General features: G+C 67.1%; 24 protein-coding genes and 5 tRNA genes. 12 read left to right on the top strand and 17 right to left on the bottom strand.

What is annotated here, in order from left to right; all coding sequences use genetic code 11:
* Nucleotides 1-147: 147 nt before the first annotated feature.
* The 6 genes from PHQ87_RS01485 to PHQ87_RS01460 all read left to right on the top strand — a co-directional run bounded on the left by PHQ87_RS01485 (nucleotide 148) and on the right by PHQ87_RS01460 (nucleotide 6,143).
* Nucleotides 148-819: a TetR/AcrR family transcriptional regulator gene (locus PHQ87_RS01485; RefSeq protein ID WP_300230473.1), complete on the top strand. Its 672-nt coding sequence runs from the start codon at nucleotides 148-150 to the stop codon at nucleotides 817-819.
* A gap of 42 nt (nucleotides 820-861) precedes the next feature.
* Entirely contained in the window at nucleotides 862-1,557 is a 696-nt protein-coding gene (locus PHQ87_RS01480; protein WP_300230471.1) for a protein-L-isoaspartate O-methyltransferase, read from the top strand.
* A 27-nt stretch (nucleotides 1,558-1,584) separates the two neighbouring features.
* Entirely contained in the window at nucleotides 1,585-1,932 is a 348-nt protein-coding gene (locus PHQ87_RS01475) for a rhodanese-like domain-containing protein (protein WP_300230483.1), read from the top strand.
* A 54-nt stretch (nucleotides 1,933-1,986) separates the two neighbouring features.
* A complete protein-coding gene (locus PHQ87_RS01470; protein ID WP_300230469.1) occupies nucleotides 1,987-3,333 on the top strand; it encodes a TolC family outer membrane protein in 1,347 nt (448 codons plus the stop codon).
* A gap of 63 nt (nucleotides 3,334-3,396) precedes the next feature.
* Nucleotides 3,397-4,137, top strand: a complete 741-nt coding sequence (locus PHQ87_RS01465) for a glycosyltransferase (protein WP_300230466.1) — start codon at nucleotides 3,397-3,399, stop codon at nucleotides 4,135-4,137.
* Nucleotides 4,113-6,143 (top strand): 3-deoxy-D-manno-octulosonic acid kinase, encoded by a 2,031-nt coding sequence (locus tag PHQ87_RS01460; protein ID WP_300230465.1) that lies wholly within the window; start codon nucleotides 4,113-4,115, stop codon nucleotides 6,141-6,143. Before PHQ87_RS01465 ends, PHQ87_RS01460 begins: the two co-directional genes overlap by 25 nt.
* On the opposite strand, the gene PHQ87_RS01455 is transcribed toward PHQ87_RS01460, so the two are convergent.
* The 4 genes from PHQ87_RS01455 to PHQ87_RS01440 all read right to left on the bottom strand — a co-directional run bounded on the left by PHQ87_RS01455 (nucleotide 6,140) and on the right by PHQ87_RS01440 (nucleotide 10,489).
* Nucleotides 6,140-7,240 carry an O-antigen ligase family protein gene (locus tag PHQ87_RS01455; protein ID WP_300230464.1) on the bottom strand — a complete coding sequence of 367 codons (1,101 nt, stop codon included), beginning with the start codon at nucleotides 7,238-7,240 and terminating at the stop codon, nucleotides 6,140-6,142. The two genes, PHQ87_RS01460 and PHQ87_RS01455, sit on opposite strands and share 4 nt — an antisense overlap.
* Before the next feature lie 134 nt (nucleotides 7,241-7,374).
* On the bottom strand, nucleotides 7,375-8,187 hold the full coding sequence (locus PHQ87_RS01450) for a hypothetical protein (protein ID WP_300230463.1): 813 nt from the start codon (nucleotides 8,185-8,187) through the stop codon (nucleotides 7,375-7,377).
* Nucleotides 8,184-9,041 (bottom strand): glycosyltransferase family 2 protein, encoded by an 858-nt coding sequence (locus tag PHQ87_RS01445; protein WP_300230461.1) that lies wholly within the window; start codon nucleotides 9,039-9,041, stop codon nucleotides 8,184-8,186. The genes PHQ87_RS01450 and PHQ87_RS01445 overlap by 4 nt, the downstream gene beginning before the upstream one ends.
* A gap of 53 nt (nucleotides 9,042-9,094) precedes the next feature.
* Nucleotides 9,095-10,489 (bottom strand): phosphomannomutase/phosphoglucomutase, encoded by a 1,395-nt coding sequence (locus PHQ87_RS01440; RefSeq protein WP_300230458.1) that lies wholly within the window; start codon nucleotides 10,487-10,489, stop codon nucleotides 9,095-9,097.
* Nucleotides 10,490-10,608: 119 nt separating this feature from the next.
* Between PHQ87_RS01440 and PHQ87_RS01435 the strand changes: the two genes are divergently transcribed.
* The 3 genes from PHQ87_RS01435 to PHQ87_RS01425 are packed head-to-tail and all read left to right on the top strand — an operon-like array spanning nucleotide 10,609 to nucleotide 13,619.
* Nucleotides 10,609-12,189: an AlkA N-terminal domain-containing protein gene (locus PHQ87_RS01435; protein WP_300230456.1), complete on the top strand. Its 1,581-nt coding sequence runs from the start codon at nucleotides 10,609-10,611 to the stop codon at nucleotides 12,187-12,189.
* Entirely contained in the window at nucleotides 12,186-12,686 is a 501-nt protein-coding gene (locus tag PHQ87_RS01430; RefSeq protein WP_300230454.1) for a methylated-DNA--[protein]-cysteine S-methyltransferase, read from the top strand. The genes PHQ87_RS01435 and PHQ87_RS01430 overlap by 4 nt, the downstream gene beginning before the upstream one ends.
* A 27-nt stretch (nucleotides 12,687-12,713) precedes the next feature.
* Complete coding sequence (locus tag PHQ87_RS01425; RefSeq protein ID WP_300230452.1) at nucleotides 12,714-13,619, top strand: DMT family transporter; 906 nt, start codon at nucleotides 12,714-12,716, stop codon at nucleotides 13,617-13,619.
* A 63-nt stretch (nucleotides 13,620-13,682) separates the two neighbouring features.
* On the opposite strand, the gene PHQ87_RS01420 is transcribed toward PHQ87_RS01425, so the two are convergent.
* The 13 genes from PHQ87_RS01420 to PHQ87_RS01360 form a co-directional block, all read right to left on the bottom strand.
* A tRNA-Asp gene (locus PHQ87_RS01420) sits at nucleotides 13,683-13,759 on the bottom strand.
* A 45-nt stretch (nucleotides 13,760-13,804) separates the two neighbouring features.
* Nucleotides 13,805-13,880, bottom strand: a tRNA-Glu gene (locus PHQ87_RS01415).
* An 88-nt stretch (nucleotides 13,881-13,968) separates the two neighbouring features.
* A tRNA-Asp gene (locus tag PHQ87_RS01410) sits at nucleotides 13,969-14,045 on the bottom strand.
* 45 nt (nucleotides 14,046-14,090) lie between these two features.
* Nucleotides 14,091-14,166: transfer RNA gene (locus PHQ87_RS01405), tRNA-Glu, on the bottom strand.
* A gap of 15 nt (nucleotides 14,167-14,181) precedes the next feature.
* Nucleotides 14,182-14,257, bottom strand: a tRNA-Ala gene (locus PHQ87_RS01400).
* A gap of 82 nt (nucleotides 14,258-14,339) precedes the next feature.
* Complete coding sequence (gene gltX / locus PHQ87_RS01395; protein ID WP_300230450.1) at nucleotides 14,340-15,722, bottom strand: glutamate--tRNA ligase; 1,383 nt, start codon at nucleotides 15,720-15,722, stop codon at nucleotides 14,340-14,342.
* Between the two features lie 20 nt (nucleotides 15,723-15,742).
* Nucleotides 15,743-16,954 carry an O-succinylhomoserine sulfhydrylase gene (locus PHQ87_RS01390; RefSeq protein WP_300230448.1) on the bottom strand — a complete coding sequence of 404 codons (1,212 nt, stop codon included), beginning with the start codon at nucleotides 16,952-16,954 and terminating at the stop codon, nucleotides 15,743-15,745.
* Nucleotides 16,955-16,981: 27 nt separating this feature from the next.
* Nucleotides 16,982-18,478 (bottom strand): amidophosphoribosyltransferase, encoded by a 1,497-nt coding sequence (purF, locus tag PHQ87_RS01385; protein WP_300230446.1) that lies wholly within the window; start codon nucleotides 18,476-18,478, stop codon nucleotides 16,982-16,984.
* A 43-nt stretch (nucleotides 18,479-18,521) separates the two neighbouring features.
* Entirely contained in the window at nucleotides 18,522-19,007 is a 486-nt protein-coding gene (locus PHQ87_RS01380) for a CvpA family protein (RefSeq protein ID WP_300230444.1), read from the bottom strand.
* Between the two features lie 33 nt (nucleotides 19,008-19,040).
* A complete protein-coding gene (locus tag PHQ87_RS01375) occupies nucleotides 19,041-19,721 on the bottom strand; it encodes an SPOR domain-containing protein (RefSeq protein ID WP_300230442.1) in 681 nt (226 codons plus the stop codon).
* A gap of 66 nt (nucleotides 19,722-19,787) precedes the next feature.
* On the bottom strand, nucleotides 19,788-21,113 hold the full coding sequence (locus PHQ87_RS01370) for a folylpolyglutamate synthase/dihydrofolate synthase family protein (RefSeq protein ID WP_300230440.1): 1,326 nt from the start codon (nucleotides 21,111-21,113) through the stop codon (nucleotides 19,788-19,790).
* Nucleotides 21,110-21,586 carry a hypothetical protein gene (locus tag PHQ87_RS01365; protein ID WP_300230438.1) on the bottom strand — a complete coding sequence of 159 codons (477 nt, stop codon included), beginning with the start codon at nucleotides 21,584-21,586 and terminating at the stop codon, nucleotides 21,110-21,112. Before PHQ87_RS01365 ends, PHQ87_RS01370 begins: the two co-directional genes overlap by 4 nt.
* Nucleotides 21,568-22,671, bottom strand: coding sequence for a hypothetical protein (locus PHQ87_RS01360; protein ID WP_300230436.1), 1,104 nt, complete (start codon nucleotides 22,669-22,671; stop codon nucleotides 21,568-21,570). Before PHQ87_RS01360 ends, PHQ87_RS01365 begins: the two co-directional genes overlap by 19 nt.
* A gap of 240 nt (nucleotides 22,672-22,911) precedes the next feature.
* On the opposite strand from PHQ87_RS01360, the gene PHQ87_RS01355 reads away from it, so the two are divergent.
* The 3 genes from PHQ87_RS01355 to argG all read left to right on the top strand — a co-directional run bounded on the left by PHQ87_RS01355 (nucleotide 22,912) and on the right by argG (nucleotide 25,009).
* The gene (locus PHQ87_RS01355; RefSeq protein WP_300230434.1) at nucleotides 22,912-23,268 is read left to right on the top strand and encodes an arsenate reductase; all 357 of its coding nucleotides are present in this window, start codon (nucleotides 22,912-22,914) and stop codon (nucleotides 23,266-23,268) included.
* 68 nt (nucleotides 23,269-23,336) lie between these two features.
* Nucleotides 23,337-23,663, top strand: a complete 327-nt coding sequence (locus tag PHQ87_RS01350; RefSeq protein WP_300230432.1) for a pyrimidine/purine nucleoside phosphorylase — start codon at nucleotides 23,337-23,339, stop codon at nucleotides 23,661-23,663.
* Between the two features lie 8 nt (nucleotides 23,664-23,671).
* Nucleotides 23,672-25,009 carry an argininosuccinate synthase gene (gene argG / locus PHQ87_RS01345; RefSeq protein ID WP_300230430.1) on the top strand — a complete coding sequence of 446 codons (1,338 nt, stop codon included), beginning with the start codon at nucleotides 23,672-23,674 and terminating at the stop codon, nucleotides 25,007-25,009.
* Nucleotides 25,010-25,231 lie beyond the last annotated feature (222 nt).

Raw genomic sequence — 25,231 nt, 5'->3', positions numbered from 1 at the left:
TCGCCCGCGCCTCATCGACATCGGCCAGCAGCGCGCACGCCTGCGGCGGCAGTGCCTCGCCCGGCGCGGTGATGCGCCGGCCCCGGCGCCACCGGCGTACCATGGTGATCGGTTTTGGGGTACATTAATAACCAATTGGTCATTAATATGTCCCCTTCACCTCCCGCCCCACCCCGCCAGCGCCGCAAGCAGGCACGGCCCGGCGAGTTGCTCGACGCGGCACTGGCGCTGTTCGTCGAAAAGGGATTTGCCGCCACGCGCGTGGAGGAAGTCGCTGCACGCGCCGGCGTGTCCAAGGGCACGCTGTTCCTGTATTTCCCCAGCAAGGAAGAACTGTTCAAGGCCGTGGTGCGCGAGAACATCGCCGGCCGGCTCGACGAATGGAACCAGGAGCTGGGCGAGTTCCAGGGCACGAGCGCGGAGCTGGTGCGCTACGGCCTGCATTCGTGGTGGGAGCGCATCGGCATGACGCCGGCCTCGGGCATCACCAAGCTCATCATGAGCGAGGCGCGCAACTTCCCCGAGCTCGCCGCCTTCTACGAGCAGGAAGTCATCGAGCCCGGTGATCGCCTGCTGCGGCGGCTGCTGCAGCGTGGCGTCGACAGCGGCGAATTCCGCCCGCTGGACCTGGACCTGGCCGTCTACAGCCTCATTGCCCCGATGATCTTCCTGCTCATGTGGAAGCATTCTCTGGGCGTGTGCCTGCCCTCGGACAAACAGCTCGACCCGGTGGCCTTTCTCGACAACCAGGCCGATCTGCTGCTGCGCGGCATGTGCCGCCACCAGGGTGAACCAAAGGGAAAACCCGCCCCTCGGTAAAATGGCCCAAAATCGTCTAATATACCCACTGGAGTATTCGGCATGACATCCCAAACACCCACCGATCTGAGCCAGGCTCGCTTCAACATGATCGAACAGCAGATCCGCCCCTGGGATGTGCTCGACCAGACCGTGCTCGAGTTGCTGGAACAGTTGCCGCGCGAGGCGTTCGTGCCGCCAGCGCACAAGGCGCTGGCCTATGCGGACATGGAGCTGCCACTGGGCACACCGGCGGTGGAGGGTGAATGCATGCTGGCCCCGAGGGTGGAAGCCCGCCTGCTGCAGGATCTGGCCATTCGGCCCACCGACAAGGTGCTGGAAGTCGGCGCCGGCAGCGGCTACATGGCCGCGCTGCTGGCCAGCCTGGCGGCGCGTGTGGTGAGCCTGGAAATCAACGACGCCCTGGCCACCATGGCCCGCAACAACCTGCAACGTGCCGGCATCGCCAACGCCGAAGTCCGGGTGGCCGATGCGGTCGCTGACGCCTTTGCCGCCTGCGCGGCCGACGGCCCCTGGGATGTGATCGTGCTCAGCGGTTCGGTGGCCGAGGTCCCCGATGCCCTGCTGGCCCTGCTGAAACCGGGTGGCCGCCTCGGGGCGATTGTGGGTGACGAGCCCGTGATGCGCGCCAGCATCATCACCCGCGAAGGTGACGCCGCGTTCCGCACCACCCAGCCCTGGGACACCATCGCACCCAGGCTGCGCAATTTCCCCGAAACCCCGCGCTTCCGTTTTTGAAGCAAGACAAGGCAGGCTGTCGCCATGATGTCCCTGACACCCGCACAGTTCTCGCAATGGCTGACCCTGGCGGTGGCCGGGCAGCCCGGCGTCAAGCCGGTGCTGCTGGACGTGCGGGAGCCCTGGGAGTTCCAGATCGCCAGTGTCGCCCCCGACGATAGCTTCGAACTCGTCCGGATGCCGATGCGCAGCGTGCCCGCGCGCTTCCCGGAACTGGACCGCCAGCGCCCCATTGCCTGTCTGTGCCATCACGGTGCACGCAGTGCCCAGGTGGTGCAGTTCCTGCTGCAGCAAGGGTACGACAACGTCGTCAATGTGCACGGCGGCATCCACGCTTGGTCCCAGCAGCGCGACGCTTCTGTTCCAACTTACTGAGCACCTCCGAGGCCCCTGCACCCGCCCATCCGTTCACACCGCCAAGGAACCGACATGTCCCGCCCGTACACCCCCTGCCTGCCCTCTACCCGCCTGCGCCGGGCTATCGTGGCCATGGCCGTGGGCCTGGCCACGTCAGCACAAGCGCAAAGCCTGCTCGACATCTACGAGGCGGCGCGCGCCTACGATGCGGAGTACCTGTCGGCGCGATCGCAGTACGAAGCCGACCTGGCGCGGGCCGAGCAGGCCAAGGCCGGCCTGCGCCCCCAGGCCGGGCTGTCGGCGGGTGCCAACTGGTCCGAGCTCGACAGTTCGGCCAACGTGCTCGATGGTTCGTTCACCGGTCAGAACCTCACGCTGCAGGCCAGCCAGCCGCTGTACCGGCCCGCCAACCGCGCGGCCAGCCAGCAGGGCGAACTGTCGGTCGACATCGCCCGCGCCCGGCTGCAAAGTGCCGAGCAGGCGCTGATCGTCCGCACCACACAGGCCTACTTCGACGTGCTGGCAGCACAGGACACCATGACCTTCGTGCGGGCGCAGAAAGCCGCCGTCGAGGAACAACTCGCTGCGGCCCAGCGCAATTTCGAGGTGGGCAACACCACGGTCACCGACTCGCGCGAAGCCCAGGCCCGTTACGACCTGGTTCGGGCGCAGGAAATCGCCGCCGACAACGACCTGCGGGTCAAGAAGCTGGCGCTGGACCAACTGGTCGGCCGCACCAACGTGACGCCGCTGCCGCTGGCCACCCCCGTGGAGCTGCCGGCCCCGACCCCGGCCGATCCGCAGGCCTGGGTGGCACTCACCGAGCAGGGGCACCCGGTCATCCAGCAGGCCAGCAGGGCACTGGACATCGCCCGCCTCGAAACCACCAAGGCCGAAGCGGGACACCAACCCACACTCGATCTGGTGGCCCAGTACCAGGTCGCGCGCGCACCATCGACCTATGCGGCGATCCCGGGTTACCTGCGCAACCGCACCGCCACGGTCGGGCTGCAGTTCAACCTGCCGTTGTACGCCGGACACGCGATCCAGAACCGGGTCAAGGAAGCCCTGGCGCTGGAAGACAAGGCACGCACCGACCTGGAGGCCGCCCGCCGCAGCGTGTCCCAGGCCACGCGCAGCGCCTATTTCGGTGTGCTCTCGGGCCTCGGTCAGGTCAAGGCCCTGGAAGCCGCCGAAGCGTCCAGCCAGAGCGCCCTCGATGCCAATCAACTGGGCTACCAGGTCGGGGTGCGCATCAATATCGATGTGCTCAACGCACAGAGCCAGCTCTATCAGACCAAGCGCGACCTGGCCCAGGCGCGTTACAACGTGCTGCTTGGCAGCCTGCGCCTGCGTCAGGCCAGCGGCCAGCTTTCACCCGAGGACCTGCGCCCGATCGACGCGATGCTGGCGCGCTGAGCTAAACTGGCTGCCCGCGCCGGCCCCTGCCTGCCGCGCGCCGATATTCAGCGAAGGTTTTTCATGCAATCGGTCAATGTGCTGTGCATCAAATGGGGCCGCAAATACGGCCCCGACTACGTCAACCGCCTGCACAGCATGGTTAGCCGGCACCTGCGCCGGCCATTTCGCTTTGTCTGTCTGACGGACGATGGCTCGGGTATCGACCCGGCCATCGAAGTCAAGCCCATTCCCGCCATCGGCTTCGCGGAGTTCGATGACCGCAAGCCCTGGACCTTCGGTCATGGCTGGCTCAAGCTCACGAGCTTCGCCAACCCTCTGTACGACCTGACGGGTACGACACTGTTCCTCGATCTGGATATCGTCATCGTCGACAGTCTCGATCCGTTTTTCGACCACCCGGGGGAGTTCGTGGTGATCAGGGAATGGGACAAGAAGGATGGCACCGGCAATACCTCGGTCTACCGCTTCACCATCGGCGCGCACGCCGATGCGCTCGACCATTTGCGCACGGGCTACCCACAGGCGGTGGAGGCGGTGCGCAACGAGCAGGAGTTCATCACCGGCTACCTGGGCCGCCAGGGCAAGGTCAGCTACTGGCCGGACGAGTGGTGCCGCAGCTTCAAGCGCCACTGCCTGCGCCGGGGCCTCATGGGCTGGTTCGCACCGCCGGTCATCCCGCCTGGCGCACGCGTGATTGCCTTCCACGGCAAACCCAACCCGCCCGACGCGATTGCCGGCGTGAGCGGCAAATGGTACCGCCGCGTCCTGCCCACGCCATGGGTCGCCGAGCACTGGCGGTGACCGGCGTCCACCGCATCTATCGCCTGATCACGCGGCTGCTGACCCCGGTGGCCCTGGGCTGGCTGTGGTGGCGCGGCCGGCGCGAGCCGGCCTACGCGCAGCGCCTGGTCGAGCGACTCGGCTACCTGCGCATCCCGGCAGAAGCGGCCGGCGGCATTCTCATCCATGCAGCCTCGGTGGGCGAGGTCCAGGCGTCGCGCCCGCTGCTTGATGCCCTGCGGCACCAATGGCCCGATCATGCCCTGACCGTCAGCACCATCACACCCACCGGGATGCAGACCCTGCAGGGACATTGGGGCCCGGTGATCCGCCACGTTTACCTGCCGCTGGACACCCCGGGCGCGGTGCGGCGCTTCCTGGACCGGCTGCAACCGCGCCTGGTGCTGCTGATCGAGCGCGAGGTCTGGCCCGAGCTGCTGCTGCAATGCCGCCAGCGCAGCATTCCGGTGGCACTGGTCAATGCCCGCCTGTCCGAACGCTCGGCACGCGGTTACCGGCGCTGGGCCGGGCTGTTCGACCCCATCTGGCAGCAATTCGCCACCGTGGCGGCCGCCGACCCGGAAAGCCAGGCACGCTACCAGAGCCTTGGTGTGCCGCCCGAGCGCTGCCATTGCCCCGGCAACCTCAAGTTCGACATGCCACCGCCAGAGGACACGGCCGCTACACGGCCCCCGGGGCTGGATGGCCGCTTCGTGGTGGTGGCCGGCAGCACCCATGCCGACGAGGAGGAAGCCCTGCTGGCCCATTGGCCCGAACTGCGGCGCCAGCACCCGTCCCTGCTGCTGGTGCTGGTGCCGCGCCATCCGCAACGCTTCGACGATGTGGCGCGCCGGCTCGACGTCTCGGGCCTGCCCCACGTCCGCCACAGCCGGGGGCAGACGCCGGATGCCGACACCGCCATCTGGCTGGGCGACACCATGGGCCACCTGCCCATGTGGTACCGCCATGCCGACCTGTGTTTCATCGGCGGCAGCCTGGCGCCGATTGGCGGCCACAATGCGCTGGAGGCCATGGTGTTCGGCAAAGCGGTGCTGTTCGGCCCGCACACGCGCAATTTCGAGCACCTGTACCACCTGGTCGAAACCGCCGGCGCCGGTGTTCGCGTGACCTCTGGCAGCGAACTGGCCGCATGCGTCGATCAGGCTTGCCGGGACCCGGGGCGCTGGCGGTCCATGGGCCACCGCGGTGCTGCCATCGTTCGTCAGCACCAGGGCGCCACGCAGCGCACCCTGACCCAGATCGGCCGCCTGTGGCAGGATGACGACCCGCAGGCCCTGAGCCGCATCGCCGTTCGCCGCCAGGGTGCCTCGCTGATCTGGCACGACCCCGCCAGCATCGAAGACATCTCGGCCGGCGCCTTCGATGCGCCCCACTGCCGGCCCGGTTCACGTCCCATGGCCACGGGCAGCGGCCGTGGCCAGGTGCATGTCGTCAACGTCGGTCAGGCCACCGCCCTGCTGCGCCACTACCGCCGCGGCGGCCTCATGGCCCGCATCAGCCGCGACCGTTTCCTGGGCATGGATCCCTGGGCCAGCCGCGGCATGCGGGAATACCTGCTGCTGCGCCTGATGCGTTCCTGGCGCCTGCCCGTGCCGGCGCCGCTGGCCGCCCGTGTCGAACAGGCCGGTCCCGCCTACCGCAGTGACATCATGGTGGGCCTGCTGCCGGGCACGCGAAACCTGGTGCAAATCATGGCGGTCACCACCATTCCCGCCACCGCCTGGGCTGCCATTGGCCAGGCGATCCGCCGCATGCACGACCGGCAGGTCCACCACGCCGACCTCAATGCGCACAATCTCCTGCTTGACGACGGCGGGCAGGCCTGGATCGTCGATTTCGACAAATGCGGCGTGCGGGCCGGCGACGACTGGAAAGACGCCAACCTGCAGCGCCTGCTGCGGTCGCTGCGCAAGGAAAAGGCACGGCAGCCAATCTGCCACTGGCGTGAAGACACCGACTGGCCCAGCCTGCTGGACGGCTACCGCAAGAGCCAAGCGGTTGGCTAACGGGTCTCGGGGCGCCTCCAGTCCGCCGGCGCCCACAGACTCATGCCCAACCACAGTGCGCTCCACGACACAAAGACCTGGCGGAACGCGTTGATGCCCAGGACATTGACCGACAGGCCATAGCCCAGCACGAACACGGCCATCAGCAGCCCGGCCAGCGCCATCTCGCGATGATCGGCAGCACCGCGCAGGTACAGGCGCGCAAAGGCCACCAGCACGCCGACGAACAGGCTGACCAGACCCAGCAAGCCCACCAGACCACCGCCGATCAGCGTTTCAACCAGCAGGTTGTCGAACGTGCCGAAGTTCGGTGGCAGCACGGCATGCACGTCGAATTGCCGCAGATGCTCACGCATGGCGGCCACCGCCTCGCTTTGCGGCCAACCGAAGAGTGGGCGCTCCCAGAACTGCGACAAACCAAACCGCCAGATTTCAAACCGGATGCTGACCGAGCCTTCGGTCACGTCGCCCGCCGAGAACCAGTGCAATGCCCCGTCAAGCCCACCGACCAGGCGATCCCAGACAAGCTCCCGGGGGGCCAGCCACAACAGCAGCGGGAAGGCGGCACAGATGGCCACCACGCCCGCCAGGCGCACGGCCATCGGGCGGCATGCAGTCACGCGCCATCCCCAGATGAGAAAAATCAGAAAAATGGCGAACCAGCCGCCTTTCGATCCACTCAGAAACGACGCCACGAACCCGCCCGCCACACCGGCCAGACACAGCATGCGCAATGCCAGGGACTCCCGCCGACGGGAGAAATACAGGAAGCCGCACATGGAGGCCCCGGAGAGCATCAGCGCGATGTGCCCGAACGGGATGGGGTTGCCGTGCGCACCGAAGGCCCTCGGCGTGCCCGCCACATAGACCTGGAACCAGGCAACGCCCCCTGCCAGCACGGCCCCCAACGCCAGGCCCAGCCACATGGAGCACTGATCCGGCATCCACCGCCGAACGCCCACCAGCATGGCTGGCACCAGCACGAAAGGGAGCACCGGCTCATAGTACTTGAGCGGATAGCCATACAACAGACCCAGCCCCACGATCGAAGCCACATAGGCCAGCACACCGGCCACCAGCCAGCGGGTGGCGGCCATTTCCCACGCCTGGCGCCAGATCAACCGGGTCTTCGGCCCTGGCCAGATGCCCCCCAGCGCCAACCCCAGAGCCAGATATGTGTAACCTCCCGGCAGGACCAAGGTGGCCGCCAGCAATGCCATCAGCCCATACTTCATGTCTTTTTCAACCAGGAGCTGATCCGGTTTCCTTGCAGGTACCGCTTGCGCGTCTGAGCATCAAACAGATCGACCCTCGGGTGCCAAGGAAGGTGCAGGCAGCGGAACGCACCAGCCACACGCACCGCATCAAAAAAATCCCCGTCGTACAGACGCTTGTCGTACACCGCCAGGGTGGTATCGACAGGGGCCGCATAGACCTCCAGGGTCGGATGGTCCAGCGGCTTGCGCCAGAAGCGCGCCTCCCACTCGCGGACGGAATACACCCGGCGAAAGGGAAACGGCTTGCATTTGACTTTCACGTAGGCGGCGTCGATCACCTCCAGATCATCGGGCAGATCGAGCGCCAACCCGGCCTTGAAGACCCGGTAGCGCTGCGCCACCTCATGCAACTGGCGCAGAAAGTCCTGCGGCATGTCCTCGTTGAGCAGCAGGTCCGGGTCGGAACAGGAAAACACGTCCGGCAAGATGTCATAGAACGGCGGCAGGAACGCCACCTTGTGGCCGAAGTTGTAGCCCAGACGCACCACCTGCGCGTCCCCGCTGCGCGACAACCTGACCAGGACATCCTTCGTCTGACCGTCGGTGGACGCGTTGTCCAGCACCACCGGACACAAGCCCAGCGCGCGAAGCTGCTGGGTCATGTGCTGCACGTACACGCCGTTGTTGTACGACACCAGCAGCACCGGGATGTCCTGCTGCACCGCAGACAGTGCCCTGGCCAGGGCCTCGGGCCCCTTGCCGGCCCGCCAGGCCAGCCAACGCCTGCGCAGATCGCAGCTCAGACTTTGCAGCGCGGTATTCATCATGCCTGTCCCCTGCCAGCCGGTCCGGCGTCCACACGCCAATCGAGCAGCCCGCGCAGGCGCCCCCACATGCGCGCAATCATGCGCGGGGAAAAGGCCAGTATGCGCAGGGGCAGCACCAGCAGCGTCAGGCACAGCAAGCGCCGACGCTCGCCAACGGCCTGGGACACCGTGCCATGCTTGACCGCAAATATGAGCTTGGACTGTGCATGGTGGTAGCCACGCACGTACTCGTGACGCCAGGGCGACGCCCCGCGGGCCGAGCCGCGGGAACGGTGCACGGCATGGACCGACGGCACGACGATCAGGGCGCGCCGCGCCTGGAACAGGCGCAGGCACAGATCGTCGTCCTCGTGGTAGAGGAAAAACCGCTCGTCGAAAAAACCGATCCCCTCGAACCGCTCCAGGCGCATGAGCATCGCCGCCCCGCAGACGAAGCCCACGCACAGCGGCCCTTGCGCTTCGGGCCCCTGCGCCTCCCATGCCGTCCGGGGCCAGCGGTAGTTGACCTCCAGCATGCCATCGACCCCCACCAGTTGCGGGGCGATCACCGATGCCTCCGGCCATTGTTCGGACACGGCCAGCAACTCACCCAGTTGCGGAACCGTCACGGCGCAGTCGGGGTTGAGCAGGAAGGCCCAAGGCGTCGCAACCCGCTCCAGGGCCCGGTTGTTGGCCGCACCGAAGCCGAGGTTTCTGTCATGTCGCAATACCTGCGCATGCGGCCACAAGGTCGCCGCCTGGTCGGCCGTGCCATCGGTGCTGGCATTGTCGGAAATGATCACCTGCCTGCACTGCGACAGCAGCGGATCGAGCCCCTGCAGGCAATGCGCGCTGTCGCGGGTCACCACGATCACGGTCACATCGTTGAGGGACGGCACTGGTGAGCCTTGCAGAGCGGCAATATCCGTCAGTGGGCGCTGGCCCCGACCACCGCGTCCGGTTTGGCCTGGTGCAGCAGTGCGGTCATGACCCCCTCGATGCGGTGCAAGGCGTCTGGCGTCTGCCCCTCGAAGCGCATGACCAGCACGGGCGTGGTGTTGGACGCCCGGATCAGGCCGAAGCCGTCCGGCCAGTCAACGCGCACGCCATCGATGTCGGAAAGCACGGCAGGGGCCGAAAAGCGCGGATCCGCCTTGGCCAGCGCCAGCAGGCGCTCGACCAGTGCATGGGGCTCGCCCTCGGCACAGGCCACGTTCAGCTCGGGCGTGCTGTGGCTGGTCGGCAGACCGTTGAGCACCGCGCTGCCGTCCTCGCTGCGGCTGAGGATCTCCAGCATGCGGGCACCGGCGTAACTGCCGTCGTCGAAGCCGTACCAGCGCTCCTTGAAGAAGATGTGGCCGCTCATCTCGCCGCCCAGCGGGCTGTCGAGCTCCTTCATGCGCGCCTTGATGAGTGAATGACCCGTCTTGTACAGGTTGGGCACGCCACCGGCCTCACGGATGGCTGGTGCCAGCCGCTGCGAGCACTTGACGTCGAACACGATGTGGCCACCCGGCACGCGCGAGAGCACGTCCTGGGCGAACAGCACCATCTGCCGGTCGGGGAAGATGTTGTTGCCCTCGCGCGTGACGATGCCCAGGCGGTCGCCGTCACCGTCGAAGGCCATGCCCAGTTCGGCGCCCGTCTCCGCCAGGGTGCGGATGAGGTCGCGCAGGTTCTCGGGTTTGCTCGGGTCGGGGTGGTGGTTGGGGAAGTCGCCATCGACCTCGCTGAACAGCTCGATCACCTCGCAGCCCAGCGCGCGGAACAGATCCGGGGCATAGGCGCCGGCCACGCCATTGCCGCAGTCGACGACCACCTTCATCGGGCGGCTGAGCTTCACGTCGGACACGATGCGCTCGCGGTACGCTTCGGCCACGTCGGCCTGCCGCACGGAACCACCCGGCACCAGCACCCAGCTCTCCTGTTCCATGATGTGGCGCAGTCCCTGGATCTCGTCACCATAGATGGCCCGGCCGCCCAGCACCATCTTGAAGCCGTTGTAGTCCTTGGGGTTGTGGCTGCCCGTGACCTGGATGCCGCTGCGACACAGCGTGCTGGCCGCGAAATACAGCATGGGCGTGGTCACCATGCCCACGTCGATCACCTCGATGCCCGCCGCCACGAGACCGCGGATCAGCGCAGCCGACAGCGCCGGCCCACTCAGGCGGCCGTCACGCCCCACGGCCACGACCGACTCGCCCTGCCGGCGCGCATGGGTTCCGTATGCCCTGCCGAGCGCCTCGGCGACATGTTCGTCCAGCGTCGATGGCACGACGCCCCGGATGTCATAGGCCTTGAAGATGGAGGGCGACAACTGCATGGGCAATGAGCGTGGGAGTTTGCAAAACCCTTCATTGTAGGCGCCCCTGTCGCCACCCTCCGGAACAAGCATGTCCGAAAATGGCGAGCCCTGCGCAGGAAAGTGCGTACCATGGTGGCATGGGACACCCGACCGCCCTGCTCGACAGCCATGCTTGCTACCTGGCCCTGACCGCCAGGGACGCGCGCTTTGATGGCCGTTTTTTCACCGGGGTTGTCTCCACCGGCATCTACTGCCGCCCGATCTGCCGGGTACGCGCGCCGCGGCGCGAGAACTGCCGCTTCTTCAGCCATGCCGCCCAGGCCGAGCAAGCGGGCTTTCGCCCCTGTCTGCGCTGCCGGCCCGAAATGGCACCCGGTACACCGGCCTGGTCGTCCACCGATGCCGGCGACATTCTGGTGCGCGAGGCCCTGCAACGGCTCGACGCCCCCCCGGCCGGCCTGACCACGGTGCCCAGGATCGCGGAGCTGGCACACCAGTTGGGTGTCAGCGACCGTCACCTGCGCCGCCTGTTCGAGGAGAAGGTCGGGGTCACCCCCGTTCAGTACCTGCAGACGCGCCGTCTGCTCACCGCGAAGCAGTTGCTGGCCGACAGCCTGCTGCCGATGGCGCAGGTCGCGCAGATCAGCGGTTTCGGCAGCCTGCGGCGCTTCAACGCGGCGATCCGGTCGCACTATCACCTCAGCCCCGGTCAATTGCGCCGCGGTGGGTCGCCGTCGGTACCATCACCAACGACGCAGGCGATCACTCTCCGCCTGGGCTACCGCCCGCCCTACGACGTGGCCGCCTTGCTCGGTTTCCTGCGCACGCGCGCCATCGACGCCATGGAGCGGGTCGACCTGCCCGTCCCCGGCAGCACCTCCCTGCCCGGCCTGAGGCGGACGCTGGCGATCGACACCGGCACCGGCCAGAGCTGCACCGGCTGGATCGATGTGCGCTTCGACGAAGCCCACCACCAGGTCCTCGTGCAGGTGGCGGAACCGCTGGCCGAGGTGTTGCCCGCGGTGATCCACCGGCTCAGGGCCCTGCTCGACCTCGATGCCGACCCGGCGGCCATCCAGGCGGTCTTGCGGACCATGCCGGGACGGGCTGGCGAACTCGAGGGTCTGCGGGTGCCGGGCTGCATCGATGGCTTCGAGCTGGCCGTGCGCGCCGTGCTCGGCCAACAGATCACCGTGGCGGCCGCCCGCACCCTCACCGCACGGCTGGTTGACTGCCTGGGAGACACGCTGGCCCCGGACGCCGACAGCGGTGCCGGCCCCAGCCGCCTGTTTCCGTCGGCCCAGACCCTGGCCAGGACACCTGCCGACACCCTGGGGCGCCTTGGCATCGTGCGGCAGCGCCAGGCAGCCATCCTGGCCATCGCCCGGGCCACCTGCGAAGGTCACCTGGATCTGCAAGGACTGGCAGACCCGCAAACAAACATCACCCACCTGCAGCAACTGCCCGGTGTGGGTGCGTGGACGGCACAGTACATCGCCATGCGCGCCCTGCGCTGGCCCGATGCTTTCCCGGCCGCCGACGTGGCCCTGCACAAGGCCCTGGGTCTGACACGGCCGCGTGCCGCCACCGAAGCCGAGGCACTGTCGCAGGCCTGGCGTCCCTGGCGCAGCTATGCCGTGGTGCGTGCCTGGACCGCCGGTCCCGCACCATCCCCCGATTCAATCCGCCCCCGGATCAACCACCCCACCCCGCCATGAACACCACTTCGCCGACTGTCTTCACCATCACCGAAGGCCCCCTGGGCAACATGCTGCTGGCGGCCTCGCCCCGGGGCCTGTGCGGGCTGTGGTTCGTCACCGGCCAGCGCAACACCCCCGGGCACGCCGCGTGGTCCCGCGATCCCGCGCACCCGGTGCTGGCAGCGGCCTCGACCCAGCTCGCAGATTATTTCGCCGGGCGCCTGCGCGCGTTCGACCTGCCCCTGGACCTCTCGGCCGGCACACCGTTCCAGCAAAGTGCCTGGCGCACCCTGCTGACCCTGCCCTGGGGAGACACCATCACCTATGGCGAACTGGCCCGGCGCATGGGCAGACCCGAGGCGTCCCGTGCCGCCGGGGTCGCGATCGGCCGCAATCCCGTCAGCATCATCGTGCCCTGCCACCGCGTGGTGGGCGCCAACGGCTCACTGACCGGCTACGCCGGCGGCGTGGAGCGCAAGACCGCCCTGCTGCGGCTCGAGGCCCAGCCGGCCTGACCCCCCCGCCGCCACCTCCACGACGTCATGCTGACCGCCGAATTCATCCTGCTGGCCGCGCTCTGGGGTGCGTCCTTTCTGTTCATGCGCCTGGGTGCAGCCGATTTCGGAGCGATACCGACGGCCGGTTTACGCGTGGGCCTGGCATCACTGTTCCTGCTTCCGGTCTTCCTGAAACCGAACGTCCGGACCGATTTCCGCCGTCACGGCGGCCCCATCCTGTTCCTCGGCATCTTCAACTCGGGCATCCCCTCCGCTCTGTTCGCCTTCGCCGTCATGCACGTGAATACGGGGCTGACCGCCGTCCTCAACGCCACCGTGCCACTGTCGGGCGCGGCCGTGGCCTGGCTCTGGCTCGGCGACCGCCCCGGTGGGTCACGCATGGCGGGCCTGGCGATCGGCTTTGCCGGTGTCCTGATGCTCGTCGCGGGCACATCCGGCCTGGGCACAGTCACCACCGGGCAGGCCGCAGGCGCCTCCTCCTGGATCAGTCTGCTGGCCATGCTGGCCGCTCTGGCGGCCACGCTCTGCTATGGCTTCGCAGCCAGTTTCACCAAGCGCCACCTGCAGGGCGTGCACCCCCTGGCCACCGCCACCGGTAGCCAGATCGGCGCCACGCTGGCACTGGCGTTGCCGGCATGGTGGTGGTGGCCCCGTACCGCCCCCGGCCAGGACGCCTGGGCTGCCATCGGCTCCGTGGCCCTGCTTTGCACCGCGATCGCGTATATCCTGTTTTTCCGCATCATCGACCGTGCCGGCCCCGCCAAGGCCCTGACCGTGACCTTTCTCGTTCCAGTCTTCGCCCTCGGCTATGGCGCACTGTTCCTCGGCGAGCGCATCACCGGCTGGATGGTGTTCTGCGCCCTGGTCATCATGGCTGGCACCACCCTGTCATCAGGACTGGTCTCATGGCGAGCCAAAGGGCACACCTGAGTCGGCCGGACGAAAAAAAGGGCTGTGGCGCAAGCCACAACCCGTTGATTCACATGATGTTTCTGGCGGAGTGGACGGGACTCGAACCCGCGACCCCCGGCGTGACAGGCCGGTATTCTAACCAACTGAACTACCACTCCTGGCAGGCAGCTTCACCGCTTGCGCGGCGCCAAGTGCTGCAAACTTGGCGACCCTACGGGGATTCGAACCCCGGTACTCACCGTGAAAGGGTGATGTCCTAGGCCTCTAGACGATAGGGTCACAACCTGAACATGGCCACCCGCACGCGGACAGCCTTCACTCACATTAAAAACGGGTTACGCAATCGCTCACGTAACCCGCTGGTATCTGGCGGAGTGGACGGGGCTCGAACCCGCGACCCCCGGCGTGACAGGCCGGTATTCTAACCAACTGAACTACCACTCCTGGCAGGCAGCTTCGCCGCTTGCGCGGCGCCAAGTGCTGCAAACTTGGCGACCCTACGGGGATTCGAACCCCGGTACTCACCGTGAAAGGGTGATGTCCTAGGCCTCTAGACGATAGGGTCACAACCTAGAATTTTTGGTGGAGGTAAGCGGGATCGAACCGCTGACCTCTTGCATGCCATGCAAGCGCTCTCCCAGCTGAGCTATACCCCCACTCGGGTTGTATCAGTGTACCGAGCTTTGCTTTCGCTGTTGCTCAGTGCTCATCAACAAGACTTGAATTATAGGCACATTTTCAGGCGTTCTGCAAACTTGCCAAAACTTTTTTTCGCTCATGCAGCGCCAGCACCGCATCCAGGGACGGCGTCTGCGCCGTTCCCATGACCAGCACGCGCACCGGCATGGCCAATTGCGGCATCTTCAGGCCATGCGCCGTGATGACTTCCTTGATGGCGGCGGCAATCGCCGCCTTGTCCCACGCAACCTGCGCCAGCTTGTCTGCCAGGGCAGCGACGGCAGGCCGGATGGCCTCGGTCAGGTACTGCGCGCGGTCGGCCTCGGACGGCACCACATCGGTGTAGTACGGCATGGCCCAGTCGGCCAGTGCCACGGTGGTGTCGCAGCGTTCCTTGAACAGGCCGCAGATCGCGGGCAGGCGCCCGTCGGCCTGCACGCCGCGGCGCGCCAGTTGCCCGGCCACCAGCCGGGCCAGTTCGGCGTCGTCGGTCATCTTCATGTGCTGGGCATTGACCCAGCGCAGCTTGGCCTCGTCGAAGCGGCCGGCGCTGCTGCCCAGGTGATCCAGGTCGAACCACTGCAGGAACTGCTCGCGCGTGAAGATCTCGTCATCGCCGTGGCTCCAGCCCAGGCGCGCCAGGTAGTTGATCATGGCGTCGGGCAGGAAACCTTCATCGCGGTAGGCGGTGACGGCCTTGGCACCGTTGCGCTTGCTCATCTTCTCGCCCTGCTCGTTGAGCACCGTGGGCAGGTGGGCGAACACTGGGACATTCGCACCCAGCGCTTCGAAGATGTGGATCTGGCGCGGCGTGTTGTTGACATGGTCATCACCCCGGATCACGTGCGTGATGCCCATGTCCATGTCGTCGACACAGACGCAGAAGTTGTAGGTGGGCGTGCCGTCGGGACGTGCGATCACGAGATCGTCCAGCTCGCTGTTCTGGAACTCGATGCGGCCCTTGCACTTGTCGTCCCAGCCCACCACGCCATCCTTGGGCGTCTTGAAGCGCAGCACCGGCCTGACACCTTCCGGAACGGGCGGCAGCACCTTGCCCGGCTCGGGGCGCCAGGTGCCGTCGTAGCGCGGTTTTTCCTTGGCGGCCATCTGGCGCTCGCGCAGCGCATCGAGCTCCTCCATGCTCATGTAGCACGGGTAAACATAGCCCTTTTCCTGCAGCTTGGCCAACACTTCCTTGTAGCGGTCCATGCGCTGCATCTGGTAGAACGGGCCTTCGTCGTGGTCCAGCCCCAGCCAGGCCATCCCTTCAAGAATCACATCCACGGCCGCCTGCGTCGAGCGCTCCAGATCGGTGTCCTCGATGCGCAGGATGAAGGTGCCGCCGTTGGCGCGGGCGAAGGCCCAGGGGTACAGCGCCGAGCGGATGTTGCCCAGGTGGATGAAGCCGGTGGGCGACGGAGCGAAGCGGGTGCGTACGGTCATGGTTGACAAGGGTTGTGCGATCAAAGGCTGGCCAGGCCGCGCGACAGGTCGTCCTGGATGTCGGCGGGATGCTCCAGACCCACGGCCACGCGGATCGTGCCCTGCGTGATGCCGGCGGCCTGGCGCTGTTCCTCGCTCAGGCGGCCATGGGACGTGGAGGCCGGGTGGCTGATGATGGTCTTGGTGTCGCCGAGGTTGGTGGCGATGGACAGCAGCCGGCAACTGTCGATGACGTGGAAGGCCTTGGCGCGCGCGGCCTCCGGCGTGTCGGCGGCGAGCTGGAACGCGACCACCCCGCCGCCCAGGCCATTCTGCTGGCGCATGGCCAGTTCATGTTGCGGGTGCGAAGGCAGCCCCGGGTAATAGACACGCGCCACCTGCGGCTGCGCCTCCAGCCAGCGCGCCAGCGTGAGCGCGTTCTCGCACTGCGCCTTCACGCGCAGGCCCAGGGTTTCCAGGCCCTTGAGCACCACCCAGGCATTGAAGGGCGAAAGCACCATGCCGGCGGTACGCAGCACGGGTGCGAGCTTGCCCATGATGAGTGCCTCGCTGCCGCACAGCGCGCCGGCCATGACCCGGCCCTGCCCATCCAGGTACTTGGTGCCCGAATGCATCACGACATCGGCACCCAGCAGGGTCGGGCGCTGCAGGATGGGCGTGGCAAAGGCGTTGTCCACCGCCAGCAGCGCGCCGGCGCCGTGCGCGATGTCGGCCAGCGCCGCAATGTCGCACACCTCGGTGAGCGGGTTGGTCGGCGTCTCGGCGAACAGCAGCCGCGTCTCGGGCCGCACGGCCGCGCGCCACTCGTCAACGTCGGTCTGCGAGCAGAAGGTGGTCTGCACGCCGAACTTGGCGAATTCCTTGCCGAACAGGTTGATCGTGGAGCCGAACATCGAGCGCGACAGCACCACGTGGTCACCGGCCTTGAGCAGGCCCATGATCAGGAGCAGGATGGCGGCCATGCCGCTGGCGGTGGCCACCGCCGCCTCGGTGCCCTCCAGCGCCGCGAGCCGGCGCTCGAAGCTGGTGACCGTGGGGTTGGAGGTGCGGGAATAGGTGTAGCCCTCACCGCTGGCAAAGCGCTGCGCCGACGTTGCCGAGTCGGGCTGGACGAAGCCGGTGGTGAGGTACAGGGCCTCCGAGTTCTCGCCATACTGGCTGCGCTCGATGGCGGTACGCACGGCCAGCGTTTCGGGACGCAGGCCAGCGGGCAAAGCTTGGTCGTGATTCATGGTGTTTCGTGACCTGTCGAGCCGGCCTCAGCTCAGGTTGGGCAAAGCCAGACGCGAGGAATCATCGGCATCCTCCACACCCTGCTCGCGCCCCTGGTTGAGGCTGGCGATGTGCTCGGGCGTGATGTCACCGGTGACGTACACGCCGTCAAAACAGGAAGCGTCGAAACCGGCCAGCGACGGGTTGAGGGAACCGACCGCCTGCTTCATCGCATCCACGTCCTGGTAGATCAGTGCATCGCAGCCGATGAGCGCGCGAATCTCTTCCACGCTGCGGCCATGGGCCACCAGCTCCTGCGGGGTGGGCATGTCGATCCCGTAGACGTTGGGATAGCGCACCGGCGGGGCGGCGCTGGCCATGTAGACCTTGCGCGCGCCGGCATCGCGCGCCATCTGCACGATCTCCCGCGACGTCGTGCCGCGCACGATGGAGTCATCCACCAGCAGGACGTTGCGGCCCTTGAATTCGCTGGCAATGACGTTGAGCTTCTGGCGCACCGATTTCTTGCGCACCGACTGCCCCGGCATGATGAAGGTGCGGCCCACATAGCGGTTCTTGACGAACCCCTCGCGGTAGGTCAGGCCCAGCAGATGGGCGAGTTCCATCGCACTGGGGCGAGAGGATTCGGGAATCGGGATCACCACGTCGATCTCGCTGGGCGGTACCGTCGACACCACGCGCTTGGCCAGGGTCTTGCCCAGGTTCAGCCGTGCCTGGTAGACGGAAATGCCATCGATCACGGAGTCGGGGCGCGCCAGATAGACATATTCGAAGATGCAGGGATGGTGGCGCACATTCTCGGCGCACTGTTCCGTATGCAGTTGCCCGCTCGCATCCACGAACAGGGCCTCACCCGGCTGCACGTCGCGCACCGGCTCGAAACCGGTACCTTCGAGTGTGACCGATTCGCTGGCCACCATGAAGCCGGCGTCGCCGCGGCCGAAGCACAGGGGCCGGATGCCGAACGGGTCACGGAAGGCCACCAGACCATGGCCCGCAATCAGCGCGATCACGGCATACGAACCCTTGATGCGCCGGTGGACCGCACGCACCGCGGCGAACACATCGGCCGGCTTGAGCGAAGCACCCCGTGTCGCCCGTTCCAGTTCGTGGGCCAGCACGTTGAGCAGCACCTCGGAGTCGCTCTCGGTGTTGATGTGGCGGTGATCCGCCTGAAACAGCTCCTGCTTGAGCACCTTGGCATTGGTGAGGTTGCCGTTGTGGACCATCACGATGCCGAACGGCGCGTTCACGTAGAAGGGCTGCGCCTCTTCCTCGCTGAAGGCATTGCCCGCCGTCGGATAGCGCACCTGTCCCAGCCCCACGTTGCCCGGCAGGGCACGCATGTTGCGCGTGCGAAACACATCGCGCACCATGCCCTTGGCCTTGTGCATGAAGAACTTGCGCCCCTGCTGGGTCACGATGCCGGCCGCATCCTGACCCCGGTGCTGCAACAGCAGCAAGGCGTCATAGATCAACTGGTTGACCGGCGCCTGGCTGACCACACCCACGATTCCACACATGTTCAAACCCCTGTTAGGTATTCCGACAACGATTCCGTCAAATTCAGGGCAGGTAGCGCACCAGCTCCGGCGGCAGCAGCGGACCGAGCTGGCGCACACTGCCCTCGAGCACCTGCGCCACCACCGATTCGCGCCAGGCAGACTCGGCACGCATGGGCGTCAGGCCCACCACCACACTCAGGGCCAGCAGAAGCAGGCCTCCGCGCAACAGACCAAACGCACCGCCCAGCACCCGGTCGATGGGCCGCAATCCGACCGAGGCCACCAGCTTCTTGACCAGCCAGGCCACCAGTCCACCCAGAAAGGCGACGCCGATGAACACCAGCACAAATCCCACCGCCAGACGCAGCGGATCCGACAGGCTGCCCAGCGGCAACCCCTGCGCCACCTGCCAGCCGAAGGCCTGCGCCACCAGGAACGCCGCCACCCAGGCACACACCGACAGCACCTCATACACCAGGCCGCGCCAGATGCCGATCACGACCGAGATCAGCAGCGCCGCCAGCAGCAGCCAGTCAAGCCAAGCCATCGTGGCCGCCCCGCACAGGTATCACCATACGCGTCACAGCGTGAGAATCGCCGCGGGCAGGCCCAGTTCCCTGGCGCGCGCGGCCACCTTCTCGGCTTCGGCGCGCGACGAGAACGGCCCCAAGCGCACCCGGATCCGCTGCCCCTCGGCCGTTTCGGCCACATGCGTATAGGTCTTGAGCCCGGCCCGTTCCAGCTTGAGCCGCACCTCACGCGCTCGCCGGGCGTCGGCAAACGCCCCCACCTGAACGATGACACGGACCGTGCCCTCGTCCGCCTTCTTTTGCGGTTCCGGGGCACTCGGCTCTGCCTTGACCACCGCAGGCGAAGGTGCAGATGCAGGCGGCGTCTTTGACACCGGCTGGGGTGCGGGGGTCTGGGGTTCCACAGGCGCCGCCGGTGCTGGCGAGCCGGAGGCAGCCACGCTTTCCCGGTCATCCAGCGCTTCGTCGATGGGCACCTGCTGGGCCGCGGCAACGGCGGCAGGCTGGAGCGCAGCCTGCGCAGGCGTGCTGCGTGCCGGGATATCGATCGACACGTCCGATGTCAGCGGTCTGGGTGCGGTGTCGAACAGCAGGGGGAAACCCACCACACCGATCAGGACCAGCACACTGGCGCCGATCAGGCGGTGACGGGCACGCCGGCGCAGCGTCTCAACGCTGGGGACCGCAGAGGCCGCTGCGGACCCCTGGGAAGCTGAACGGGACTTGAACATGCGGGTATGCCGGTTCACCGCTGGCTGCGCTGGCAACCGGGCGCCACCAACGCGGCGACGGCCGGGTCAGGTACCCAGGTGTTTCGCCGCCAGCCGGGGGATGCCGCTGTGCAACACGCCGCCCACGGTGAAAAAGGAACCAAAGACGACAATTCTATCAGCGGGGTCCGCTTCGGCGACGGCTGCCTGCAGTGCCGCCATGGGGTCGGGATGGCAACCACCGATCCGGCCTCGCCCGAGCACGCCCGCGGCCAGCGCGTCGCGTATCGATTCGGCCGTCGCCGCCCGGGGCGTCGGCAGGTCCGTCAGGTGCCAGACGTCGATCAGTGGCGCCACACGCGCCAGCATGGCCGTCAGGTCCTTGTCGGCCATGGCGCCGAACACGGCGTGCGTGGTGGGGTAAAAGCCCATCGCGTCCAGGTTCTCGGTCAGCGCGGCCACCGAATGCGGGTTGTGCGCCACATCCAGCACCAGCACCGGCTGCCCGGGAACGATCTGAAAGCGCCCAGGCAACTCCACCAGCGCCAGGCCGTTGCGCACCGCCTGCGCCGTCACCGGCAGGCGCGCGCGCAGGGTTTCGATCGCGGCCAGCACCCCGGCCGCATTGACCAGTTGATTGGCCCCCCGCAAGGCCGGGTAGGCCATGCCGCTGTAGCGGCGCCCCCCCCGGGACGGGTGGGTGGCCCAGCCCCACTGCTGCTTGTCACCCGCGAAATGGAAGTCCACCCCGATGCGCCAGAGGTCGGCCCCCACCTCGGTGGCCCGGTCGAGCACGCTTTGCGGCACGGCCGGGTCGCTCACGACCACCGGACGGCCGGTGCGCATGATGCCCGCCTTTTCATAGCCGATCGCCTCACGGTCCGGACCGAGAATGGCCACATGGTCAAGCGCGATGCAGGTGATGATGGCGCAGTCCGGATCGATGATGTTGACCGCATCAAGCCGCCCGCCCATCCCCACTTCCAGGATGGCCACATCCACCTGCGCGCGCCAGATGGCGGCCAGGGCCACCACCGTATCGATTTCGAACTGGGTCAGGCGGTGTCGCCGGGCACCAGGCTCGAAGTGCAGGTACAGCTCGTTGAGCTGATCGTCGTCGATGAACTCGTCGCCCAGGGCGATGCGCTCGTGAAAGTGCACCAGGTGCGGCGTGGTGTAGACGCCGGTGCGGTACCCCGACTGGCTGTAGATGGTATTGAGCAGGGCCACGGTGGAGCCCTTGCCGTTGGTGCCGGCCACGGTGATGCAAACCGGTGCCGGCAACCGGCTGAAGGGCGATTCGACCCAGCAGGCTCTCACGCGGTCCAGCCCCAGCTCGATGCCGGCGGCCTCGAACTCGCCTCGGATGCGCTGCCAGGGGTGCTGAAAAGTGTCGGAAAGGTGAGCGGTCATGGTGTCGTGGGAGATGACCGACGCTTTTTCAGCCAGTGGATGATCTTGCGCGTGCGGCTCCGTTGCGTGAGTACGCCCCGGAGCACGAAGCCAGCGCCGATGATGCCGGCGAATACCCACCAGAAGATGGGGCGGCTCAACGCATTTTCAGTGGCAGCGTCGTAGAAGGGCCTCATCTGCAGCGCGTTCACTGCGAGGGCCAGGCCCAGAATGGTACTGGGAAAAACGATGATCTCGATCGACCGAATGCGCGCCGAGGTCACGTAGGCATTGTGCACGCCTTCCACGCCATCCAGGTCGCCGCCGGCACGATGGGCCAGGACGGCGGCGGCGACACGGAAGCGGCCCTGGATGCGGTCCACGCTGAGGTCAATCGCCTCGTCGGGCAGCTCGTCGATGACCCGGCCCCGCGAGAGCAGCCGCCCCGAGCCGCGGAACGACAGGCACAAGAAGATCAGTTGTTCGGTGGACAAGGGGCCGGGCCTCCCAGGTGAATGCCGAAAACCGCACGCATCGTACGAGTGAAAACCTGCACGCCGATGATATACAGGCCACGGCGCGAGGCAGCGTGCGCCTGCAGTCGCTCCCTGGCCGAGGCCACGTCGGGGAACACGACATCCAGAGGCCCCAGGGAAACCACATCCGGGTGCCCGGCCAACCAGCCGGATTCGACATGACCCACCGGGCTGGTCAAGGAGAAGGCGGCCAGATCGCGTAGGCCGGCATCACGCAGGCGCGCCAGAATCCGCGCCACATCCTTGTCACTGGGCAGCCCCAGCACCACGCTGATGCCCTCCCGGGCCAGCCGGCGCAGAAACGCCTCATCCAGCGAGTCGGCGTGCACCACCGGCTCGATCCAGGCGGGCCGAACACCCAACCGCGACTCGGTGAAAGAAGGCGAGCCAAACCAGTGAAACGGCCGGCCGGGCGCCAGCGTGGCAAAGGCATCGGCCGCGATCTGACGGTCCAGCGCCAGCCACGCCGGCACGCAACCATCGCCCAGCGTGGACGGCATGCGCGACACCTGGGCATGACGCGGCAAAGAGCGCCCCAAGGCCTTGGCCTGCGCGGACACCTGCTGCCCCAACACCAGGCGCCGGGCGCGCCGGGCAATCGAGAGCTTGTCGTCCCACACGTCGGCCAGACCGGGGCCAATGGCCTTGAGGTGCTCACCGTGCACCGAGGTGACCACGGCCAGGGTGGCGTCGAGTTGGCCAATCTCGTCATGGCGCACGCCGCGCCCGCCCTCGACGACCACCCAGCGCACGCCGCGCTCGTGAAACCAGGCCAGCCCGACCGAGAGGAACCAGCCGGTGGGCGAGAGATATCGCCCGCCGGTCGCCGTGTCATCCATCGCCTCGTTCATGCGCGGCTGGTGGCGCGCGATGTCGCGCCACAGGCGCTCGAACGTGGCCGCATCGATCGGCTGGTTGTCGATGCGCAGGCGATCCCGGTGGGTCAGTTCCTCGGGGCTGAGCACCAGCCCCACCGAACCGAGGGCCTGCAGGTTCCAGGCAATGTGCCGGGTTACCGTGCCCTTGCCCTTGCTGCCTGTCACCAGGATGGTATGCCCGGGCTCCGGACGCCAGCCCTGTTCGTCCCACAGCCGGGCAAAGGCCCAGGGCGCACGGGTCTCCCGGTCGGGCCGCGCGCCATGGACCGCAAAATGCCTCGTGTACGATTCAAAAATTCCGTCAAAGGGGTCCATGCTGCTGCGTATAGACGCGATACCCGGTTGCTCAGCCAACGGCGAGTATGCCGTTTGCTTGTGCCCCATCGCGGCGTCGAGGCCTTTCCCATGATCACCCTGTACGGCATACCCAACTGCGACACCGTCAAGAAGGCGCGAACCTGGCTCGACAGCCACGGACTGGCCTACCGGTTTCACGATTTCAAGAAGGCGGGCGTGCCGCCCGAGCGGCTGGAGCACTGGCTGGCGGCGCTGGGCTGGGAGGTGGTCATCAACCGCAGGGGCACCACCTGGCGCGCACTGGACGCGGCCACCAAGGCCGGCGTGACCGATGCGGCCGGTGCGCATGCCCTGGCGCTGGCCCATGCCTCGCTGATCAAGCGCCCGGTCGTGGAGTGGGATGCGGCGCACGGTGGTGGCGTCACGGCGGGCTTTGATGCCGCCGCCTGGGCTGGCCGCCTCTGACACCGGCCGGCGGCCTAAAATGCGGGTCTTGTCCGGCGCACCGCCGCCCTTCCCATCCAACCCGCACCATGACCACTTCCCGCATCGACGGCGTATCCGTCACCACCCAGGCCAACGTGTACTTCGACGGCAAGTGCATCAGCCACGGCATCACCTTCCCTGACGGCACGAAGAAGTCGGTTGGCGTGGTTCTGCCCGCCACCCTGACCTTCAACACCGGCGCACCCGAAATCATGGAATGTGTCGGTGGCGGCTGCGAGTACAAGCTGGCCGGCACCGACACCTGGGTCCAATCCGGCCCCGGCGACAAGTTCAGCGTGCCCGGCAACAGCAGCTTCGAGATCCGCATCCCCGAAGGCGTCGAGGCCTACCACTACATCTGTCATTACGCTTGATACACCACATGGCCACCATCCTGCAAAACCTGCCCAAGGGGCAAAAAGTCGGTATCGCCTTCTCGGGCGGCCTGGACACGTCTGCCGCCCTGTTGTGGATGAAGCAAAAGGGCGCCCTGCCCTACGCCTACACCGCCAATCTCGGTCAGCCCGACGAGGCCGACTATGACGAGATCCCGCGCAAGGCGATGAACTATGGCGCCGAGCAGGCACGCCTGATCGATTGCCGCCTGCAACTGGCGCACGAGGGCATCGCGGCCATCCAGGCCGGCGCCTTCCACATCAGCACCGGCGGCATCACCTATTTCAACACCACGCCGCTGGGCCGCGCCGTCACCGGCACGATGCTGGTGGCCGCCATGAAGGAAGACGACGTCCACATCTGGGGCGACGGCTCGACCTTCAAGGGCAACGACATCGAGCGCTTCTATCGCTACGGCCTGCTGACCAACCCCTCGCTCAAGATCTACAAGCCCTGGCTGGACCAGAGCTTCATCGACGAGCTCGGCGGTCGCAAGGAGATGAGCGAGTTCCTCATCGCCAACGGCTTCGACTACAAGATGAGCGTGGAGAAGGCCTACAGCACCGACTCCAACATGCTGGGTGCCACGCACGAGGCCAAGGACCTGGAGCACCTGTCCAGCGGCATCCGCATCGTCAACCCGATCATGGGCGTGGCGTTCTGGAAGCCCGAGGTCGAGGTCAAGCCCGAGGAAGTGACCGTGCGCTTCGAGGAAGGCCAGCCGGTGGCCCTCAATGGCCAGGCCTTCGATTCGCCGGTGGACCTGTTCCTCAAGGCGAACGAGATCGGCGGCCGCCACGGCCTGGGCATGAGCGACCAGATCGAGAACCGCATCATCGAGGCCAAGAGCCGCGGCATCTACGAGGCCCCGGGCATGGCGCTGCTGCACATCGCCTACGAACGCCTGGTCACCGGCATCCACAACGAGGACACCATCGAGCAGTACCGCATCAACGGCCTGAAGCTGGGCCGGCTGCTGTACCAGGGCCGCTGGTTCGATCCACAGGCCATCATGCTGCGCGAAACGGCACAGCGCTGGGTGGCGCGCGCCGTCACCGGCGAAGTGACCCTGGAACTGCGCCGCGGCAACGACTACTCGATCCTCAACACCGAGTCGCCCAACCTGACCTACGCGCCCGAGCGCCTGTCGATGGAAAAGGTGGAAGACGCGCCCTTCTCGCCGGCCGACCGCATCGGCCAGCTGACCATGCGCAACCTGGACATCGTCGACACCCGCGCCAAGCTGGGCGTCTACGCCCACGCCGGCCTGCTCTCGCTGGGCGGCAACGCGGCGCTGGCGCAGCTGGAAAGTTCGAAGAAGTAAGAGGCGCCGCCCGCTGGCGCTGACAACCGCCCCTGCCTCGGCACCGGGCGGTTTTTCATGCCCTCATCCGGACAGCCGATGGTGGTCTGACGCGCGGCGTGTGATGGCGATGGGGGCGGCTGTCCGCGCTCAGGCCGCCGCCGGGGCCGGACCGACGCGCATGTAGCGCACGATGGCGGCCAGCGCCACGCCGTAGGCCGGCACGAACAGCAGCAGGCTCAC

Source organism: Hydrogenophaga sp. (assembly GCF_028698005.1).
In the GTDB taxonomy this organism is placed as follows: Bacteria; Pseudomonadota; Gammaproteobacteria; order Burkholderiales; family Burkholderiaceae_C; genus Hydrogenophaga.
The sequence above is the reverse complement of the archived record's forward strand: the minus strand, read 5'-3'. Positions and strand labels throughout refer to the sequence as shown.

Bases quoted from the DNA above. Each gene is read 5' to 3' on its own strand.
- PHQ87_RS01465 (WP_300230466.1), top strand. From the start codon at position 3,397: ATGCAATCGGTCAATGTGCTGTGCATCAAATGGGGCCGCAAATACGGC.
- PHQ87_RS01460 (WP_300230465.1), top strand. From the start codon at position 4,113: ATGGGTCGCCGAGCACTGGCGGTGACCGGCGTCCACCGCATCTATCGC.
- PHQ87_RS01355 (WP_300230434.1), top strand. From the start codon at position 22,912: ATGATCACCCTGTACGGCATACCCAACTGCGACACCGTCAAGAAGGCG.
- PHQ87_RS01435 (WP_300230456.1), top strand. From the start codon at position 10,609: ATGGGACACCCGACCGCCCTGCTCGACAGCCATGCTTGCTACCTGGCC.
- PHQ87_RS01350 (WP_300230432.1), top strand. From the start codon at position 23,337: ATGACCACTTCCCGCATCGACGGCGTATCCGTCACCACCCAGGCCAAC.
- PHQ87_RS01375 (WP_300230442.1), bottom strand. From the start codon at position 19,721: ATGTTCAAGTCCCGTTCAGCTTCCCAGGGGTCCGCAGCGGCCTCTGCG.
- PHQ87_RS01390 (WP_300230448.1), bottom strand. From the start codon at position 16,954: ATGAATCACGACCAAGCTTTGCCCGCTGGCCTGCGTCCCGAAACGCTG.
- PHQ87_RS01430 (WP_300230454.1), top strand. From the start codon at position 12,186: ATGAACACCACTTCGCCGACTGTCTTCACCATCACCGAAGGCCCCCTG.
- PHQ87_RS01485 (WP_300230473.1), top strand. From the start codon at position 148: ATGTCCCCTTCACCTCCCGCCCCACCCCGCCAGCGCCGCAAGCAGGCA.
- PHQ87_RS01475 (WP_300230483.1), top strand. From the start codon at position 1,585: ATGTCCCTGACACCCGCACAGTTCTCGCAATGGCTGACCCTGGCGGTG.
- PHQ87_RS01440 (WP_300230458.1), bottom strand. From the start codon at position 10,489: ATGCAGTTGTCGCCCTCCATCTTCAAGGCCTATGACATCCGGGGCGTC.
- PHQ87_RS01480 (WP_300230471.1), top strand. From the start codon at position 862: ATGACATCCCAAACACCCACCGATCTGAGCCAGGCTCGCTTCAACATG.
- PHQ87_RS01470 (WP_300230469.1), top strand. From the start codon at position 1,987: ATGTCCCGCCCGTACACCCCCTGCCTGCCCTCTACCCGCCTGCGCCGG.
- PHQ87_RS01380 (WP_300230444.1), bottom strand. From the start codon at position 19,007: ATGGCTTGGCTTGACTGGCTGCTGCTGGCGGCGCTGCTGATCTCGGTC.
- purF (WP_300230446.1), bottom strand. From the start codon at position 18,478: ATGTGTGGAATCGTGGGTGTGGTCAGCCAGGCGCCGGTCAACCAGTTG.
- PHQ87_RS01450 (WP_300230463.1), bottom strand. From the start codon at position 8,187: ATGATGAATACCGCGCTGCAAAGTCTGAGCTGCGATCTGCGCAGGCGT.
- argG (WP_300230430.1), top strand. From the start codon at position 23,672: ATGGCCACCATCCTGCAAAACCTGCCCAAGGGGCAAAAAGTCGGTATC.
- PHQ87_RS01425 (WP_300230452.1), top strand. From the start codon at position 12,714: ATGCTGACCGCCGAATTCATCCTGCTGGCCGCGCTCTGGGGTGCGTCC.
- PHQ87_RS01455 (WP_300230464.1), bottom strand. From the start codon at position 7,240: ATGGCCGCCACCCGCTGGCTGGTGGCCGGTGTGCTGGCCTATGTGGCT.
- PHQ87_RS01370 (WP_300230440.1), bottom strand. From the start codon at position 21,113: ATGACCGCTCACCTTTCCGACACTTTTCAGCACCCCTGGCAGCGCATC.
- gltX (WP_300230450.1), bottom strand. From the start codon at position 15,722: ATGACCGTACGCACCCGCTTCGCTCCGTCGCCCACCGGCTTCATCCAC.